16 protein-coding genes are annotated in these 18,044 nt (G+C 40.6%); 14 read left to right on the top strand and 2 right to left on the bottom strand.

Going from position 1 to position 18,044, the window contains the following annotated elements; translation table 11 throughout:
- Positions 1 to 78 precede the first annotated feature (78 nt).
- Genes MKX55_RS07180 through MKX55_RS07200 form a run of 5 tightly spaced genes read left to right on the top strand, consistent with a single transcriptional unit; the run spans position 79 to position 4,581 of the window.
- Positions 79 to 1,131, top strand: a complete 1,053-nt coding sequence (locus MKX55_RS07180) for an FAD:protein FMN transferase (RefSeq protein ID WP_339237182.1) — start codon at positions 79 to 81, stop codon at positions 1,129 to 1,131.
- Between the two features lie 19 nt (positions 1,132 to 1,150).
- Positions 1,151 to 2,089, top strand: a complete 939-nt coding sequence (gene menA, locus MKX55_RS07185) for a 1,4-dihydroxy-2-naphthoate polyprenyltransferase (protein WP_339185155.1) — start codon at positions 1,151 to 1,153, stop codon at positions 2,087 to 2,089.
- Between the two features lie 22 nt (positions 2,090 to 2,111).
- Positions 2,112 to 2,924, top strand: a complete 813-nt coding sequence (locus tag MKX55_RS07190; RefSeq protein WP_339183595.1) for an energy-coupling factor transporter ATPase — start codon at positions 2,112 to 2,114, stop codon at positions 2,922 to 2,924.
- Positions 2,909 to 3,772, top strand: coding sequence for an energy-coupling factor transporter ATPase (locus tag MKX55_RS07195; protein WP_339183598.1), 864 nt, complete (start codon positions 2,909 to 2,911; stop codon positions 3,770 to 3,772). The genes MKX55_RS07190 and MKX55_RS07195 overlap by 16 nt, the downstream gene beginning before the upstream one ends.
- Positions 3,769 to 4,581 (top strand): energy-coupling factor transporter transmembrane component T, encoded by an 813-nt coding sequence (locus MKX55_RS07200; protein WP_339237184.1) that lies wholly within the window; start codon positions 3,769 to 3,771, stop codon positions 4,579 to 4,581. The genes MKX55_RS07195 and MKX55_RS07200 overlap by 4 nt, the downstream gene beginning before the upstream one ends.
- A 241-nt stretch (positions 4,582 to 4,822) precedes the next feature.
- On the opposite strand, the gene MKX55_RS07205 is transcribed toward MKX55_RS07200, so the two are convergent.
- Positions 4,823 to 5,377, bottom strand: a complete 555-nt coding sequence (locus MKX55_RS07205; RefSeq protein ID WP_042532767.1) for a hypothetical protein — start codon at positions 5,375 to 5,377, stop codon at positions 4,823 to 4,825.
- A 328-nt stretch (positions 5,378 to 5,705) separates the two neighbouring features.
- Between MKX55_RS07205 and MKX55_RS07210 the strand changes: the two genes are divergently transcribed.
- The 8 genes from MKX55_RS07210 (at position 5,706) to MKX55_RS07245 (ending at position 16,349) form a co-directional block, all read left to right on the top strand.
- Entirely contained in the window at positions 5,706 to 6,599 is an 894-nt protein-coding gene (locus tag MKX55_RS07210; RefSeq protein WP_339237187.1) for a sulfurtransferase, read from the top strand.
- Between the two features lie 273 nt (positions 6,600 to 6,872).
- Positions 6,873 to 7,589 carry a dihydropteridine reductase gene (locus MKX55_RS07215; RefSeq protein WP_339237189.1) on the top strand — a complete coding sequence of 239 codons (717 nt, stop codon included), beginning with the start codon at positions 6,873 to 6,875 and terminating at the stop codon, positions 7,587 to 7,589.
- A gap of 252 nt (positions 7,590 to 7,841) precedes the next feature.
- The gene (locus tag MKX55_RS07220; RefSeq protein ID WP_339183604.1) at positions 7,842 to 8,051 is read left to right on the top strand and encodes a gamma-type small acid-soluble spore protein; all 210 of its coding nucleotides are present in this window, start codon (positions 7,842 to 7,844) and stop codon (positions 8,049 to 8,051) included.
- A 576-nt stretch (positions 8,052 to 8,627) separates the two neighbouring features.
- Entirely contained in the window at positions 8,628 to 11,378 is a 2,751-nt protein-coding gene (gene ppc, locus MKX55_RS07225) for a phosphoenolpyruvate carboxylase (protein WP_339237192.1), read from the top strand.
- A gap of 262 nt (positions 11,379 to 11,640) precedes the next feature.
- Positions 11,641 to 12,693, top strand: a complete 1,053-nt coding sequence (locus MKX55_RS07230) for a fatty acid desaturase (protein WP_339237195.1) — start codon at positions 11,641 to 11,643, stop codon at positions 12,691 to 12,693.
- A gap of 102 nt (positions 12,694 to 12,795) precedes the next feature.
- Positions 12,796 to 13,920, top strand: a complete 1,125-nt coding sequence (locus MKX55_RS07235) for a sensor histidine kinase (RefSeq protein ID WP_339237198.1) — start codon at positions 12,796 to 12,798, stop codon at positions 13,918 to 13,920.
- Between the two features lie 2 nt (positions 13,921 to 13,922).
- Complete coding sequence (locus tag MKX55_RS07240) at positions 13,923 to 14,522, top strand: response regulator transcription factor (protein ID WP_339183611.1); 600 nt, start codon at positions 13,923 to 13,925, stop codon at positions 14,520 to 14,522.
- A gap of 240 nt (positions 14,523 to 14,762) precedes the next feature.
- Positions 14,763 to 16,349: a glutathione ABC transporter substrate-binding protein gene (locus tag MKX55_RS07245; protein WP_339237200.1), complete on the top strand. Its 1,587-nt coding sequence runs from the start codon at positions 14,763 to 14,765 to the stop codon at positions 16,347 to 16,349.
- Between the two features lie 47 nt (positions 16,350 to 16,396).
- Here the strand turns inward: MKX55_RS07245 and MKX55_RS07250 are convergent, their stop codons facing one another.
- A complete protein-coding gene (locus tag MKX55_RS07250; protein ID WP_339183615.1) occupies positions 16,397 to 16,723 on the bottom strand; it encodes a four-helix bundle copper-binding protein in 327 nt (108 codons plus the stop codon).
- 522 nt (positions 16,724 to 17,245) lie between these two features.
- Here MKX55_RS07250 and MKX55_RS07255 point away from each other — a divergent pair.
- A complete protein-coding gene (locus tag MKX55_RS07255) occupies positions 17,246 to 18,025 on the top strand; it encodes a gluconate 2-dehydrogenase subunit 3 family protein (RefSeq protein ID WP_339183618.1) in 780 nt (259 codons plus the stop codon).
- Positions 18,026 to 18,044: the final 19 nt, after the last annotated feature.

The following is an 18,044-nucleotide window of genomic DNA, read 5'->3' on the forward strand; positions in this document are numbered from 1 at the left end:
AATAATTGTGAATTAAATCACATGAAAATAATTATTATGGTGTTTATTAACATTCACAAGGGCGAGGGAGGTATGAAAATGAAGAAACAAATTGGTATCTCACTGATGCTGATGCTGCTGATTATTGCAGGCTGTTCTAAAAATGCCGATTCATCAAGCGATGCGTCATCATTAACCAGCAATCCATATAGTGAGACAGAATTTTTACTGGGAACAGTTATCACGATAAAGGTGTATGACGAGGATAAAGAGCCGGTGTTAGATAAGGTGTTTGACCGAATTGAAGTATTGGAACAGCAAATGACTGCCAATGAAGCTGGGTCGGAAGTGGCTGAAATCAATGAACAGGCCGGAAAAGACCCTGTCGAGGTGTCAGAGGATGTATGGCAGGTGATTAAGCAAGGAAAGGATTACAGTGAATTGGCAGGGGGTTCCTTTGATATTGCTGTCGGTCCATTAACCGGTCTTTGGAATATTGGGATGGACGATGCCCGGAAACCGTCACAGGGGGAGATTGAGGACATATTGCCGCTGATTGATTACGAAAAAATAAAACTGGATGAAGCAGAGCAAAGCGTGATGTTGGAGGAAGAGGATATGCAGCTAGACCTGGGAGCAATTGCGAAAGGTTATATTGCTGATGAAGTAGTAGAACTGTTAGAGGAGGAAGGGGTCACCACTGCTGTGGTTGATTTAGGAGGCAATATATATGTCATGGGAAATCAGACCTCAGGCGACCCTTGGGTCGTCGGTGTCCAAAATCCATTCTTGCCGATGGGAGAAACTGTTGGCAGATTGACTGCTTCGAATCAGTCTATTGTCACTTCCGGTATTTATGAACGTTTTTTAGAAGTGGAGGGAGAAATCTATCATCATTTATTAAATCCGCAGACCGGCTATCCGTTTGAAGGAGAGCTGGCCAGTGTTTCTGTTATCAGTGAGCTTTCGATTGATGGAGATGCACTTTCTACACTGCTATTTTCAAAAGGATTAGAAGAGGGCTTAGAATTTATTCAGAATAGGCAGGATGCAGAAGCTATCTTTGTGACAAAGGACAAAAATGTTTATATCACTGATGGATTAGCCGGCAATTTTGAACTGACAGATGAGGAATTTACGTTAATAGAATAGGTGAGGGGAGCGGGCTATGATGACATTGCCTACGTTTTTAAAGCTGGTAGAAATTCGCACCAAATTAGCTAGTTTATTTCCGTTTTTAATTGGACTATTATTTGTTATCTATCGTTATGACATGTTTGAACCGCTAAATACAGCTATTTTCTTTAGTGCCATGCTGCTGTTTGATTTAACCACTACGGCAATTAATAATTATATGGATTATAAGAAGGCGCTAAGTGAGGACTACCGCAGAGAATCTAATATTATCGGACAGGAGAATATCCCTGAAAAGAGAGTTGTGGCAACGATTATTACCATGCTGGCGATAGCCTCTTTCTTAGGGATTTGGCTGGTATTTCGTACGGATTTATTTGTATTGGTTATTGGCATGCTTTGTTTCGCCATTGGTATCTTTTATACATTCGGACCGATCCCGCTATCCCGTATGCCGCTTGGCGAGGTGTTTTCCGGTGTGACGATGGGATTTGGCATTACGTTTCTAGCTATCTATGTCAATGCCGCTAATCAGGGAATAGCCCATTTAGGCTGGACCGGACGCATGATTACGTTTGAAATGGATGTCCTGCTGCTGCTGGAGATTTTCCTGGTCTCGCTCCCCTGTATACTGACCATTGCGAATATCATGCTGGCAAATAATATCTGCGATCTGGAAGAGGATATTGCCAATAAACGTTTTACCCTTCCTTATTATATCGGCAGAAAGCATGCTTTGTTATTATTCCATCTGCTCTATGTACTCACATTTGCAGCGATTGTAACCGCTGTGCTGCTTCAGGTGCTGCCTGTCTATGCCTTGCTTGTATGCCTGGTGCTGATTCCAATCACGAAAAGCATCAGACGGTTTAGACAAAAGCAGAGTAAGCTGGAAACTTTTCCATTATCTTTGAAAAATATGATGCTCGTAAATGGGACCATGGCAATTACCTTGCTTGTCTCCGTCATTTTGTAATCTTAGAGAGAGGGGTGGAGAAATGTCAACGCCTTGTGTCAACGTAGAAAATGTCTTTTTTCATTATAACTTGCAAAAGCAGGAGGAAACGATAGCAGACCTTTCCTTTACCGCAGAGCGAGGAGAGTGGCTGGCTGTTGTCGGACATAATGGTTCGGGAAAATCAACCTTAGCCAGTTTGCTGGTCGGTCTGCGCACACCATCCTCAGGAAGCATTTATATTAATGGAATCGAGCTGACAGAGGAATCTAAATGGGAGATTCGCAGCCATATCGGATTAGTATTTCAAAACCCGGAAAATCAATTTATTGGAACAACTGTTAAAGACGATGTAGCCTTCGCTTTGGAAAATCAACATATGTCCTATGATGACATGAAACAGCGGGTAGAACATGCGTTAGAAATGGTTGGAATGAGCCGCTATGCAGATTACGACCCTTCCCGCTTATCCGGAGGGCAAAAGCAGCGCGTCGCTATTGCCGGACTTTTAGCGTTACAGCCTGCCATTATTGTATTAGACGAAGCCATGGTGATGCTTGACCCGAAAAGCAGACAGGAATTCATGCATTTTTTACATGACTTGCGAAAACAGCAGCAGCTGACTATTATTTCGATAACCCATGATATGAATGAAGCAGAAGCCGCGGATAGAATGCTGGTTTTAAAGAAAGGCAGAGTGAGGGAAATAGACAGACCTGCCCAAATTTTTCAAAGAGAGGATTGGCTGGATGTTCCCTTTATTGAAGCATTGAGAAGAAAATTAAAAGAACGGGGCAGTGCCGTACCAGACCAATATATGACAGAGCAGGAAATGGTGCGATGGCTATGCAGATAAATCTAGAGGAAGTAACCGCAGATTACCAAGCAGGGCCGATTCGCAGCCCGGAAATATTAAAGTCGATTAGTACAACGATAAAGTCAGGCTCCTTTACAGCTGTGGTCGGCCAGACCGGTTCCGGAAAATCAAGCTTATTGAAGCTGATGAATGGATTGCTCCTTCCGAAAAAAGGGGAGGTAGCTGTCGGCGAAATAATAATTACGCTGGAAAATGCGAAGCAATCCGTAAAAGAAGCACGCCGAAAAGTGGGGATGGTTTTTCAATTCCCAGAATCCCAGCTGTTTGCAGAAACGGTGGAAAAAGATATTATGTTTGGACCGATGAATTTTGGAGTGCCTGAAGCAGAGGCGAAGGAGATTGCTCTAGAGGTTATTGAGCGTGTCGGCTTAGATGCATCGATTTTGTCGAAGTCACCATTCTCTTTGTCCGGCGGTCAAAAACGGTATGTGGCGATGGCGGGAATATTGGCCATGCGTCCAGATATTCTTGTTTTAGATGAACCTGGTGCCGGGCTGGATCCAAAAGGAAAGAAAGAAGTGATGGACCTGATCCATGCCTGGCATAAAGAGCGCGGGTTAACAACGTTGCTGGTTACCCATGATATGGATGATGCAGCTTATTATGCAGACGAAGTTATCGTGATGGAGGAAGGCAGAATAGTTTTTCAGGGGGAGCCTGAGCGACTATTTGCTGATGTACCAGCGATTCATCAATGGGGACTGGAATTGCCGCAGGCCAGGAAGCTGCAGGTAAAGTTGGAGCAGGAAGCGGGCGTTATCTTGCCGCAGATTTGTCTGACGCTGGATCAGCTGGCAGATGCTTTAATAGAGGCGGGATTAGCATGAACAAATTAATCTTAGGGCGTTATTTCCCTGGCGATTCGCTGCTTCATCGTATTGATCCCAGAGCTAAACTAATCGCAGGAATTTCGTTTATTTTTATCTTATTTATCGCCAATAATTGGCTCACCTATCTGGTGCTGTGGCTTTTTACCTTTACAATGATGAAAATTTCCGGAGTCTCCCTCCGCATCTATATTCGCGGTGTCCGGCCGCTGATATGGCTGATTTTATTTACCGTGCTGCTACAGGTGATGTTTACGGCAGGGGGAGAAATATATATCGATTGGGGACCAATCACCATTTCATCCTTTGGTTTAATCAATGGGGTATACATTTTCAGCCGCTTTACCATGATTATTTTTGTATCGACGGTCATTACATTAACCACGAAGCCAATTGATTTGACAGATGCGATTAATTATCTGCTCCAGCCCTTGAAACGGCTCAAACTGCCGGTCGACGAAATCTCACTCATGCTGTCGATAGCGCTTCGTTTTATTCCCATTATTCTGGATGAAACACAGAAAGTGCTGGATGCGCAGCGTGCCAGAGGTATCGTATTTGGTGAAGGGGCACTGCTTCAGCAGATGAAGAAAATCGTTCCGATGTTTGTTCCATTGTTCGTCAGTTCTCTGGTCAGGGCAGAGGATATGGCAAACGCAATGGAGGTAAGAGGTTACCAGTCCAATAAACCAAGATCCTCCTTTCGACGCTTGCATTGGCGGAAGGGAGATACGTTCACTCTTTTTGCCATGGTGCTGCTGTCGGTTATCCTGATTGTATTACGGACAGAGGGGCATCACTTTCATTAATAGGTGATTGGCTTCATTTATAGAAAAGAAAATTACACGAAAACGTCTCTTCTCTGACTTTGGAACAGGGAGGAGACGGTATGATGGAATAAAGAAAAAACGTAATAAGAACGGCCGATTTTTCTACATATATAAAAGAGCGGACAAGCTTTGACTTGGCCGCTCTTTTAGCGAGGTATCTGTTTATTTAATTTGAATCGGGGAGGGGGACAGGACGCATCCTGTCAGAGCCTTGCTATTTTTATTCGATTTCGCCTGTTACTTCTCCATCAATGGTTGCGGAGCTTTCTGCTTCTTCATTTGCAAATTGTAAATTTCCGTCAATGGTTGCTGTTTCATCCAGCATAAAACCGTTTGCTTCGACAATTACGTCACCTTCCAGAGTACCGCCTTGAAAATTCAAGTTTTCACTCTGTACGGTCATGCTGGGAACGGTAATCGTAAATGAATCTGTAATGTTATGGTCTTCATCTTGTGTATATGGAGCAATTTTACGATAAATATCACTGGATTCATCATCTTTATCGTAGAATTCACCGGCAACCACGACATCCTCATCTATGGCGATATCATCCAGTGTAGCGATAATCCAAGTTCCATCCTCGCTGACTGCGTTGACAAAGGCGTCGGGCTGATCAACCAGGGATGCGGTTGTGACGACATCTTCTTCTGTTTCCTCCGTATCGTTTGTTGCATTTTCGTCTGTCTGCTCCTCTTCGTCAGCACCGCATGCGGCCAAAAATCCCACTAACAAAAGAGACAAAAAGGACATAAATATAAGCTTGAATCTCATCATAAAACCTCCTAAGTGTTGTCTTGTGATTATCTTCACAATAAGTATATCATAGAATATAGAGGTATTTCGTGAAGTATTTGTGAAATAATGAACATGATGAAGAGAAAGTGTGACAAATTTAAATCAATGAAGTAAAAAGGGGTTGTATGTATAAGCTGCCTTCGTATAATGCTTCGTGCAAACGACTAAAAGGAGAGGAATTGGAAAAGGAATGGCATCATAAATTTTGAATCTGTTATTTTGCAAAAACCATCCTCCCATGTTATTATACGTTTAAATATAAGTAAGTTTATAAGAATTATATAATTAAAGTGAAGGAGTGCATATAATGAGTCATGTTCCATTCATTGTAACAACAGACTGGCTTGAGGAAAGATTGGACGATTCAAAACTGAGATTAGTAGATGCAACCACTTTTTTAAAATTGCCGGCAAGCGGTTATTATGATATTTGGTCGGGGAAAGAGGCGTATCAAAAAGGGCATATTCCAGGTGCTGTTTTTGCTGATTTATTAGAAGATTTATCCGATGCGAATGCGGAATATGCTTTTACTCTCCCGCCAAGAGAGGAATTTATTAAAAAAATCACTGAATTAGGTGTCGGCGATGAAGATACGTATGTCGTCGTTTATGACCAAGGTGCGCAAGTAGAGAGTCCTGTTGTTGCTTCAGACTGGGCATCCCGTTTAGCTTGGCAGCTGCGCTATGAAGGTCTGGAAAATGTTGCAGTGCTTGATGGCGGCTTTCCAAAGTGGAATAAAGAAGGCAGACCGGTAACCACAGAGGCAGGCTCCTATCCAAAAGCAAGCTTTAGCGGCGAGCGAAAACCCGAATTATTTGTTAACAAGGAAGAGGTAAAACAAGCGATAGATGATGACAATGTTATTATTATCAACAGCTTAAATGAAGCTACTCATAAAGGCGAAGTAAATACGTATGGCCGTCCAGGACATATTCCAGGAAGTGTAAACGTCTTTTTTGGAGATCATTCTGACTCCGAAACATTAGAGCTTTACGATGATGAGAAAATCCGGGAAACGTTTGAGAAAGCAGGAGCCCTTGACCCTGATAAGAAGGTGATTACCTATTGCGGCAGCGGGATTGCAGCTACCTGGAATTCGACGCTGTTAAACAAGCTTGGTCAGCATAATGTTGCTGTGTATGATGGCTCTCTGACCGAATGGGCAAGTGATCCTGATCTTCCGCTGGAAACAGATAAATAAATAGAAGTGACATATCAAAGCGTCTCTGCATAGAAGTTACAGCAGAGGCGCTTTCTTAAGATAATTTGATAAAGCTGTAACCCCTATTTTGGCTATGGCATCAAGATCATTTCATATTTTAAAAACGGTATATGTTTGATTAACCATTTATTATCCCTTAATTCTTCTTGTATTACATAAAATATCTAAAATAATCAATCCATTTAATTGAGAATTATTATCATTTATTGTATATTAATTAGTAAAGGTAAATATAATGGAGGAGAATATATTATGCAAATATACTGGACGAAAATAAATGATATTATTGAAGAAACGCTTGAGGTTAAAACATATATGCTTGACTGTCCCGAAGGCTTTACGTGGGAAGAAGGATCCCATACGCACTTTGCGCTGGAAGGGTTTAATGCTGGAGAGAAACCCAATCGCAGCTTGATTCGCCATATGTCTATCGCTACATTACCGCATGAGAATTCCATCGGGATCACAACACGCATTAAAGAGCAGTGCTCTGAGTTTAAAGAGATTTTAAGAAATATGGAAGTTGGTCAAGAGGTTGCTATCTTTAAAACGCATTCGAATGTACCACTAAAAAGAGAAGACAAAAATGTTTACTTGCTGTCGGCAGGTGTCGGTCTGGCAACCTTTAGACCGCTTGTACTCGATTATTTTGAACGCGCAGATAATGTGAATCAAATTCATTCTCTGAACATCGATTCATCAAGAGATTTCTTGTTCACGCCTATTTTTGAATCTGCACCTGACAAGAAGTTCACATCACAGTTCGTCGATAACCGTAAAGACTATTATGAAGAAGTGAAAAACCTTGCAGCTGATAAAGAGGGACTCTTCTATGTTGTCGGCAGTGATGAATTTCTACAGCAGAATATTGACGTGCTTCTAGAGCAGGGAATCAAGCCGGAGCAGATTATGCTTGATAAACATAAACAACAGCTGCCTGCATTTTTAACACTGGATGTATCCATGTAGGCAAGTCAGTTCTAGTTGATAAATAAGAAAGAACGGCCGTTTTCAGACGTATTGCTGAGCTAATAAATGATTTATTTGGTTTATTACGAAGGAAAACGTAACCTGATGTGACACAACCTGTTTTTACAAATCCTCCGAAGAATTGGCAGGAGATAGAAGAGCTTAAATCATTTTATAAACGACAGGAGAAAAATTCGGCTAAAAACCCCTCTAATGGACAAAATAGAATGAAACAAAGCAGGAGGGGTATGAATGCAGAAAAATCAGGATAAGCAATTTACAGCAGCTGGGACAAATATTGAAGCAGTAAAAAAGGCAAATCAAAATTCAGGTATGTCTTATAATGAAGTCAAGGAATTCCTAGCTAAAACAACGGAAGGTCACGGCACGGAAATATACAGTGATACCGATTTGGAAGATGTAAGCGCGCAGAATCAGCAATCTCAAAAAAACAGTAAATAATAATGAGGAAGCATCTGCTTTTTAGCAGGTGCTTTCCTGTTTCTTCTGCTATAATAATGAATCAATGAAAATCAAGTAAAATAGCAATATCTTATCCTTTGTTTTAAAAAGAAAGAGGAGGGTATCTTCAAGGTTTATCTCTCAAATGTTTGATATTTTCATAAAAAGGGAAAAGATGTATTAATTCATATCGCCGCTTCACCGAAAATATAAAGAAAAATCAGAAATAGTGTATGTGAAAACAATTGTTTAAGGATATGTTCACTTGGCTTTTTTCGATGAGAGCGGTGAAGAGACTAACCATTTAAGATGGAAAGTAAACTCTTTTGCATCTTGGATTTATCACGAAGAACCGTCTGTAAAACTCCCGCCTCAAAATAAAGAGAGAGAATAAATTTATTTAGGCGGGAGATCAGGGGAGCTAATTCCCTGAATCACTTAAGCTTATTCAGTGGGAGAATAAGGGAAACAGACTTCATTCTCCCACTGAATGAAGTTTCATGAAGTTTCGTTTTATCATTTTTTTCAAAAAAATGATATGATAATTCTACGGTAATTGGAACAGGAGGAAACAACATGAGAGAAACAATCGATAAAAATGCCTCATTGCGAAATGATGTCAATATGCTTGGAAACATATTAGGAGAAGTTTTGAAGTTACATGGAGGTACAGCATTATTTGATAAGGTAGAATCGATTCGGGAAATGACGAAAAGTATCCGAAATGAGCATGATGAAGATACATATCAAACGTTAAAAAGAGAAATCAGCAATTTAAAACCGCCTTTACGTCAGCAGGTCATCCGTGCTTTTTCTATCTATTTTCATTTGATTAATATTGCGGAGCAAAATCACCGGATCAGGCGTAAACGCCAGTATCTGCTGGATGAGGAGAGCAGCCAGTCTTTTTCTATTGAAAAAGCAGTATCCAAAGTCAAAGAAAGCACCCTTACCAATGAAGGAATTCAAGAGATACTTGATGAATTATCCATTGAACTGGTTATGACTGCACATCCGACAGAGGCAACGAAGCGGACAGTGCTGGAAATTCAGAAACGCATATCTGCGCATCTGCGGACACTGGACAATCCACAGACTTCACAAAGAGAGAAAGCAGATGTGGAAGAAAGTCTGTTTAATGAAATTACTGCTTTGTGGCATACCAATGAGCTGAGACAAAGGAAGCCGGGAGTATTGGATGAAGTAAAAAATGGTCTTTATTATTTTGACCAGACCTTATTTGAAACATTACCCGATGTCTTTCAAGAAATGGAAACACAGCTGCAGAAGCAAATTCCAGAAGGAAACTGGGAAGTGCCAAATTTCATTCATTTTGGCTCCTGGATTGGAGGAGACAGGGATGGTAATCCGAATGTAACTCCAGAAATCACTTGGCAGACATTGGAAATGCAGAGGGAATTGATTTTGAAAAAATATGAAGCTTCTATCGTTGAGCTGATGAGACGATTTAGCCAATCAAGCCAGCGGATATCTATTAATCAGCAATTTATTGATAGAATGGAAAAAGAAGAGACCAGCTATTTAAATGAGAACGATAAATGGCCAATTAAGTCAGAAGTATATCGACGTAAATTTGCCATTATTCTAAAACGTTTGCGTGAAACAGGGAAAACGTCACAGGGTTATGATTCTCCAGAAGAGCTGGTTCATAATCTTAAAGAAATCAAGGAAAGTGCTGAAGCGCATTTGCCAAAGACGAAAAAGCTGAAAACGATTCGAAAGGTCATCCGGCAAGTAGAGATGTTTGGTTTTCACTTAGCTACATTGGATGTACGAAATCATAGTGGAGAGCACGAAACAGCCATTCATGAGATTTTAAAAGCTGTTCATGTTACCGATGATTATGCTGCGCTTGCAGAAGAAGATAAACAAAAAGTGTTGTGTGAGGTTTTAAATGATCCGAGGCCTCTGTTGCTTTTCGATGGCGGTTATTCTAAAGAAACACTGGATATTTTGAAAGTGTTCAGAACGATTAAAAAAGCCCATGAGGAATTTGGTAAACGGGCGATTGAAGTCTATTTAATCAGCATGTCAGAATCACCGAGCGATCTCTTGGAAGTGCTGGTGCTTGCCAAAGAAACCGGGATTTATCGTCTTTATCCAGATGGAACGGCGGAAAGTGATCTTGATGTCGCTCCATTACTGGAAACAATCGACGATTTGATTGCAGGTCCGGATATTATGAAGACCTTGTTTGAAACAGAAGTATATCAGAAACAATTAAAAGCACGCGGGAAACATCAGGAAATTATGCTTGGCTATTCAGATGGGAGCAAAGACGGCGGTACGTTAAGTGCAAACTGGAATCTGTTTAAAGCGCAAGAAGAAATCCATAATATAGCAAGACAATACCAAATTCGTTTGAAATTCTTCCATGGCCGCGGCGGTTCGCTTGGCCGTGGAGGCGGTTCATTGAGTACCAGCATCCTTTCTCAGCCGGCAGAGACTTTAGAGGACGGTGTAAAAATCACAGAACAGGGAGAAGTACTTTCTTCCAGATATCTCCTCGAAGATATTGCTTACCGGAATTTAGAGCAGGCGGCCTCTGCTTTATTTACAAGGTCCGCGAAGGTTTCAAATACACCGAATCAAGAGGAATTGCGTCAAAAAGAATGGGAAATCACAATGGAATCTATTTCCAAAAAATCATTGAAAAAATATCAATCGCTGGTGTTTGGTGACCCGGATTTTCTAGCATTTTTTAATCAGGCGACGCCTTTAACGGAATTAGGCGCTTTAAATATTGGCTCGCGGCCGATGAGCAGGAAGAACAGCCAGCGTTTTGAAGACTTGCGGGCGATTCCATGGGTGTTTGCGTGGACACAATCCAGGTACATGCTGCCTGCATGGTATGCAGCGGGCACAGGTCTGCAATCTTTCATTGAGGAAGATGCGAGTCATTTAGAAGCTTTACAAGCAATGTATAAAGAATGGCCTTTCTTCAAAGTGACGATTAATAATTTACAAATGGCATTGATGAAAGCAGATATGAAAACTGCTGAAGAATATCTGGAATTAGTTGAGGATTCGGAGACTGCAAAACGAATTTATGAGGATATCGCTGATGAATATGAACGTACAAAAATGGCGCTGCTGGATATTTCCGGTAATGAGGAACTGCTCAGCCACACGCCGAATATACAAGGTTCTGTTCACCTTCGTAATCCATATGTCGATCCGCTTAATTTCCTGCAGGTGGATTTAATCCAGAAGTTGAGAGAAACTGAAAATCCTTCTGAAGATTTGGTAACCGAGGTGTTACTGACAATCAATGGGGTAGCTGCAGGATTGGTGAATACGGGCTGATGGAAGAATAGAAAACACTTTTAAATGAAAAAGCCAATTGGTTATACGTTTTAACCAATTGGCTTTTTCCTGCGGGGGTGTGATTTAAATCATGGAGAATCATTCTTCAAATTCCTATTAAGTGAAATTTATTCCGTAAAAGGGGGGATAACCCAGAAAATATGACAAGTGTCATATCAAATTACTGACAACTGTATCTAACATTTTATTGCTCCATTCCTTATACTGAAATTATAGTAAGTTTATAAGGGCGGGGATACCAATGAGCAAACAAAAGCAAGCACAGCTTAGAAAAGACGTTATGCCATTTGCAACATCTAAAACGAAAACGAGTATTATTCAACTTTTAAATACGATACCTCCATTTTTTATCCTATGGACCCTAGCTTATCAAAGTTTAGCTGTTTCCATTTGGTTAAGTATGTTATGCAGCATTGCTGCGGCAGGCTTTGTGGTTCGAACGTTTATTATCTTTCATGATTGCGCACACCAATCTTTTTTCAAAAAACCGAAATTAAATCGGCTGCTTGGTACCATTACTGGCGTGATTACTCATTTTCCCTTTGAAAAGTGGAAAAGAGAACATGCGATTCATCATGCGACAAGCGGCAATTTAGATCAGCGAGGCACCGGTGATATCTGGATCATGACTGTGGAAGAATATGAAAAGGCAACAAGATGGGAAAGGTTGCAATATCGCTTATACCGCAATCCAATTATTTTGTTTGGTTTAGGACCATTTTCTCTATTTCTTTATAGTAATCGGATTAATCGTAAAGATGCGAAAAAAAAGGAACGAAAGAATACCTATATTATTAATATCTCATTAATTGTGATTTACTGTCTTATAGGCTTTCTGCTTGGCTGGCAGGCGCTTGTATTCGTGCAGCTGCCGATTGCTTATATTGCAGGTTTCTTAGGAATCTGGTTATTCTATGTTCAGCACCAGTTCGAGGATTCTTATTTTGAGAATGAGTCAGAATGGGATTATGTGAAAGCAGCGGTAGATGGCAGCTCCTACTATAAGCTGCCGAAATGGTTAGAATGGATGACGGGAAGTATTGGTTATCACCATGTGCATCATCTGGCACCCAAAGTTCCTAATTACAATTTGGAACAGGCGCACCGTGAAACGCCGCCATTACACAAAGCGACTATCATTACGTTAAAAACGAGTTTGAAATCAATCAAATTCCGTCTCTATGATGAAGAACAGAAAACATTTATCGGCTTCCGGGAAATGAAGCATCGTTTAAATCAATCAAAAAATCAAAGGATAACGACAGCAAAGTCAACTTCTACGATTCGCTCATAACTGGCTTGGCTGCACACCCCCTGCACGTTTTAGGGGGTTCTTTATCGTTCACGAGATATATTTGGTATAATAACATCAAGCGAGAAAATAGGGGGACAAATCGTGCGTCAATGGTATTATATTTTTCCAAGAAACACAGGATTAAGCATATATATTTGGGTTATTTTTTGTGTGTTGCCGTTTTACTTTATTTTTCGCTCTACTTCGATTTGGGAGATTGGTGTTGGCGTATTGTTAACATTACTTTTCTTTGCGATTTACTGGTTTACCTTTAACTCCCCTGAACCGTTTATGTATATCGGGTTAACGATGGAATTTATGATTAATACGGTGATGACAATTCTATATGGATACGTTTATTTTGCTTTATTTACTGCATTTTTTGTTGGGAATGTTCGTGGCAAAGCAGGGTTTATCACGATGTATGTGATACATATGGTCGTGATTATAGGTTCCATCACGGCAGGATTTTTCTTTAATTATTCCCTGTTTCTAAATCAGCTGCCATTCTTGATTATGACCATATTAGGAGTTATTCTGATACCTATTAATCGTTATAATCGTTTGAAACAGGAGGAGCTGGAGGAACAATTGGAAGATGCCAACCGCAAAATTGCTGAACTTGCAATTGTAGAAGAGCGGCATCGAATAGCCCGTGATTTACATGATACCTTAGGTCAGAAATTATCGATGATCGGTCTGAAAAGTGAACTTGTCGGGAAGCTGCTGGAGAAAGACCCTGCAAAAGCGAAAAAAGAGCTGCAGGATGTGCAGAATACAGCCAGACATGCATTAAAAGAAGTGCGGGAAATGGTGTCGGATATGAAAAATGTCCGCTTGGAAGAAGAGCTTGCGCATGTCGAACAATTAATGGAAGTCGCACAAATCAAGCATGAAATTATAATTAAAGTGGATCAATCATCGTTGCCAATGTTAATGGAAACAGTATTAAGTATGTGCTTGAAAGAAGCAGTAACGAATGTCGTAAAGCATAGTCAGGCAGATCACTGTTCCGTGGAATTTTCAGAAACAGAAAAGGAAATAAGACTGCAGGTAGAGGATGATGGGATAGGGAAAAATAGTGTTCCTGAATTTGGAAATGGCCTTCAAGGGATGAGAGAGCGTTTATCCTTTATCAACGGGACATTAGCTATCACTGCACATTCGAAAGGGTTTAAAGTAGATATGACGGTGCCAAAGATATTAAGGCAAATGGAGGAGGTTTGAATTTGATTCGGATTGTAATTGCAGAAGATCAACAGTTATTGTTAGGAGCTTTAGGCGCGCTCCTGGATTTAGAAGAAGATATGACTGTGGTAGGAAAAGCAGGTAATGGGGAAGAACTGTTGGCATTAGTCAAGCAAGAGCGCCCTGATATCTGCTTAATGGATATTGAGATGCCAGTTATGACAGGTCTGGATGCTGCAGAGTATCTAAGGGAGGATTCCTGCAAAATTATTATTTTGACCACCTTTGCAAGACCCGGCTACTTTGAACGGGCTAGAAAGGCAGAAGTCGATGGTTACTTATTAAAAGATAGCCCCAGCGAGGATTTGGCCGACTCCATTCGTCAGATTATGAAAGGGAAGCGTTTGTATTCCTCCGAATTGATCGATCTTGCCTTTGCAGAAGAAAATCCCTTAACCAAACGGGAAATAGAGGTCCTGCAGCTATTAACACAGGGGGGAACAACCAAGGCGATTGCAAAAGAATTACATTTATCCAATGGAACCGTTCGAAACTATATTTCAATTATCTTGGATAAACTAGAGGTGGATAACCGGATAGAAGCCGTAGCGAAAGTGAAAGAAAAAGGCTGGTTAAGTTAGTACTGCAAGGACATTATTTTCGGTTTGAAGAACGTTGGTATTTTTGAATTGCCAAGATTTTTGTTAAAACACGACTCCCTTTACTGCTAACTAATTCAACAGTTTCTTATTATCGCTATGAAGCAGCAATTTTACTTCTTCTCACTCTTTTAAAAATAGTATATACTTATTTTCAACTGAAAGAATTGTATTCTTATCAGAATGAAGGAGATTCTACATAGAAAATGAGGGGGAGTAAATTTGAAGAAGATAATTGGATGGACAATACTGTTTTCCTTGTTAGTTATGATGGCAGCATGTGCAGATGACAGCGGGCCGGAAGATGAAACGGAAACACCTGCAGAAGAGACTGCGGAAGAAACACACCTGAAAGCCGGCTTAGCATCAGAGCCTGTATCGCTTGATCCGCATGCTGCAAATGATGGTAATTCGTTATATGTGATGAATACCTTGTATGATACATTAGTAGAACAGAATACCGATTTAGAAATACAGCCTGCACTGGCGGAAAGTCTGGAACAAATCGAGGATACGGTCTGGGAGGCGAAACTGCGGGAAGATGTTACTTTTCACGATGGCTCTCCCTTTAATGCAGAAGTGGTGAAAGCAAATTTAGACCGTGTACGTGATCCGGAAATAGGTTCACCGCTTGGTTTTCTCTTTGACATGATTGAGAACGTCGAAGTGATTGACGAATACACGGTTCAAATTGAAACAGCATATCCGTTTTCCGCATTACCTGCCCATCTAGCACATCCAGGCGGACATATGATCAGTCTGGAGGCGATTGAAGCAGATAATGAAGCAATTGCAAATGGAGAAGAACCATTTTCAGTTGTGAATGAAAATCCGATAGGAACAGGTTATTTTAAATTTGAGGAACGTGCTGTCAGCGGGGAAATAACCGTAGTAAAGAATGAAGACTACTGGGGACAGCAAGCTGGAATGGACTCTATTGCATTCCATTTTGTTCCGGAGGACTTAACTCGCATTGCGGAGCTTCAGACAGAGGACTCTGATTTCATTTATCCGGTAAATGCCAATAATGTGGAGGAAGTTGACAATAATGAAGGCACACATGTGATGCAGTCTGACAGTGCCAGTATGACGTATCTAGGCTTTAACGTAGAACGTGAGCCGTTTGATGATGAAAGAGTTCGTCAAGCGATTGCGATGACCCTGGATAAGGATGAAATTATTAATGGTATTCTTAACGGGATTGCTTTACCGGCAAAAGGGCCTCTTGCACCGACTGTATTTGGATACGATGAAAATATAGAGCCCATTGACAGAGATGTGGAAGAAGCCAAATCTCTGCTGGAGGATGCCGGCTACGCAGATGGCTTAGAGGTAACCCTGATGGCATATGATACAAATACTGGCGATATCGCACAAGTCATCCAATCGCAGCTGAATGAAATTGGAATAGACGTGGACATTCAAATGACAGAAACAGCTACTTATTTAGAAGATACTGGAAACGGTAGTGTTGACATGTTTTTAGGAAGCTGGGGAACGGTCACACTGGATGCGGATTATGGATTATATCCCATGTTTCATTCTGATAATGCTGGTGCGCCGGGAAATCGTTCCTTCTATGCAAATGAAGAGGTGGACGAGTTGCTGGAAGAAGCAAGACAAGAGGGCGATGAAGCAGAACGGTTATCTCTCTATGCAGATGCACAGCAAATAATTGTTGATGAGGCGCCGATCGTGCCGATTTATCATTCTGTTCTTTTATCCGGCTTGCGTGATGAAGTAAATGGATACTATCAATTTCCAAGCAGCTTCCCATTCTTTAGAGACGTTACAATTGAAGCAGAATAATAAAAAAGAAGCATCTCTTTAAGTGGAGCTGCTTCTTTTTAATGCATTTAAGCACTCTTTTTACATGCCTCTGCACATTGGAAGCAAGCATCCGCACATTTCTGACAATGCTCGTGGCTATGTTTTTTACATTCATTTCCACATGCTTCACAAATATTAGCACAAACCGAAGCAAGCTCCTTGGCAAAAGGCGTGTCTCTGCATAGAGCTTGTGCCAGGTAAGAACAGATTTCGGCACACTCTCTATCCAAACGGATACATTCGGCCATCATTTTAATATCTTCTTCTTTTAGGCATGCATCGTAGCAATGATTACATGCGACAATACAGTTTTGCAATGCGTCAATGAGCTGCTGATGTTGTTGATGGGACATGAATAATCTCCTCCAAAGCGTATGTTTTTAGCTTGCATGTTATAACGTTCCCGAGAAGGCAGCGGTTCATTCATTTTCCGCTGGATTTTATGGTGCATAATTACTTGTAAAAATAGAATGGCAGGATGTTTATAAAAACATCAGTTATATATAAGACAATTTATTCATATACATACTTGTAACATGACTTAAGGGAAGTATAAGCCTATAGAAATAAATAGAGTGCCTAAGAAATGCTTAAGCGGTATACTTTAGAGAAAATTATGTAAGCGCATACAATTAATTCAGGATGAATTCTCATATTAACCTTATTAATTTAGCAGTTCTTTTATTTATAGTAGATAGACAAGAGGCATATTCTTCTGTTTTTCATATACAACTTAGAATTTTTAGGTTCTGAACAAATACTTGGATTTCTAGTAATGATAACCACTATAATAGCAGTCTTTTTTACATTAGCTTGAAAGGAGGCACTTTGAAAATATATTTTGCATGTGTGATTGTAAATAAGGGGGGAGTCACATGTCAGAGAATAAAGATGATCAACAGAAGAAGACAGGTGAAAATCAGCAAGTTGTCGATGTATCAAGACGTCAATTTATCAAAACAGCGGGAATGACAACAGGCGGAATTGTTGGCGGAGTTGTTTTGGGAAGTCTCATAAGCAAGCCTTATAAAAGAGAGAAATCAGAACCGGTTTCGAGAGATAGTCATAGCCACCATCACGGTTCTGGCAATACTATGTTTACAGAAGCGATGCAATTTTTTACGAGAAAAGAGGACTTTGATACGTTGGCTGCCGCATCAGAAATCATTTTCCCAGAGGATGAAAACGGGCCGGGGGCAATTGGCTTGGGCGCAGCTTACTATATTGATAAACAATTGGCCTCACCATGGGGGAAAAATGCAGATGACTACAGGAAGCGGCCATTTCGTGCAGGGGAATCTCCTTTAAATCGTGGCGATACGATGCTTACCGGTTTACGGAAATTAAATGAAGTCAGTCAGAAAACGCATAATGATATGTTCGCTAAGTTAGAGGAAGATATGCAGATTAAAATTTTACAAAGTTTTGAGGCGGGAGAAGTAGAAATGAATCTGGTCTCTTCAGCTGGATTTTTTGCATTATTAAGACAGCTGACACTGGAAGGATGTTACGCAGATCCGTTATATGGCGGCAATAAAGATATGGAAGGCTGGAGAATGAAGGAATTCCCCGGAGCATATATGTCTTATACCGATGTTGTAGAAGCAGAGGAATTTGTTAAAAAAGAGCCAATGAGCTTAAGCGATCATATGTAAAAAAAGAAGGGGGGATACT

It is taken from the genome of Oceanobacillus sp. FSL W7-1281, from assembly GCF_037969835.1.
Classification (GTDB): domain Bacteria; phylum Bacillota; class Bacilli; order Bacillales; family Amphibacillaceae; genus Oceanobacillus; species Oceanobacillus oncorhynchi.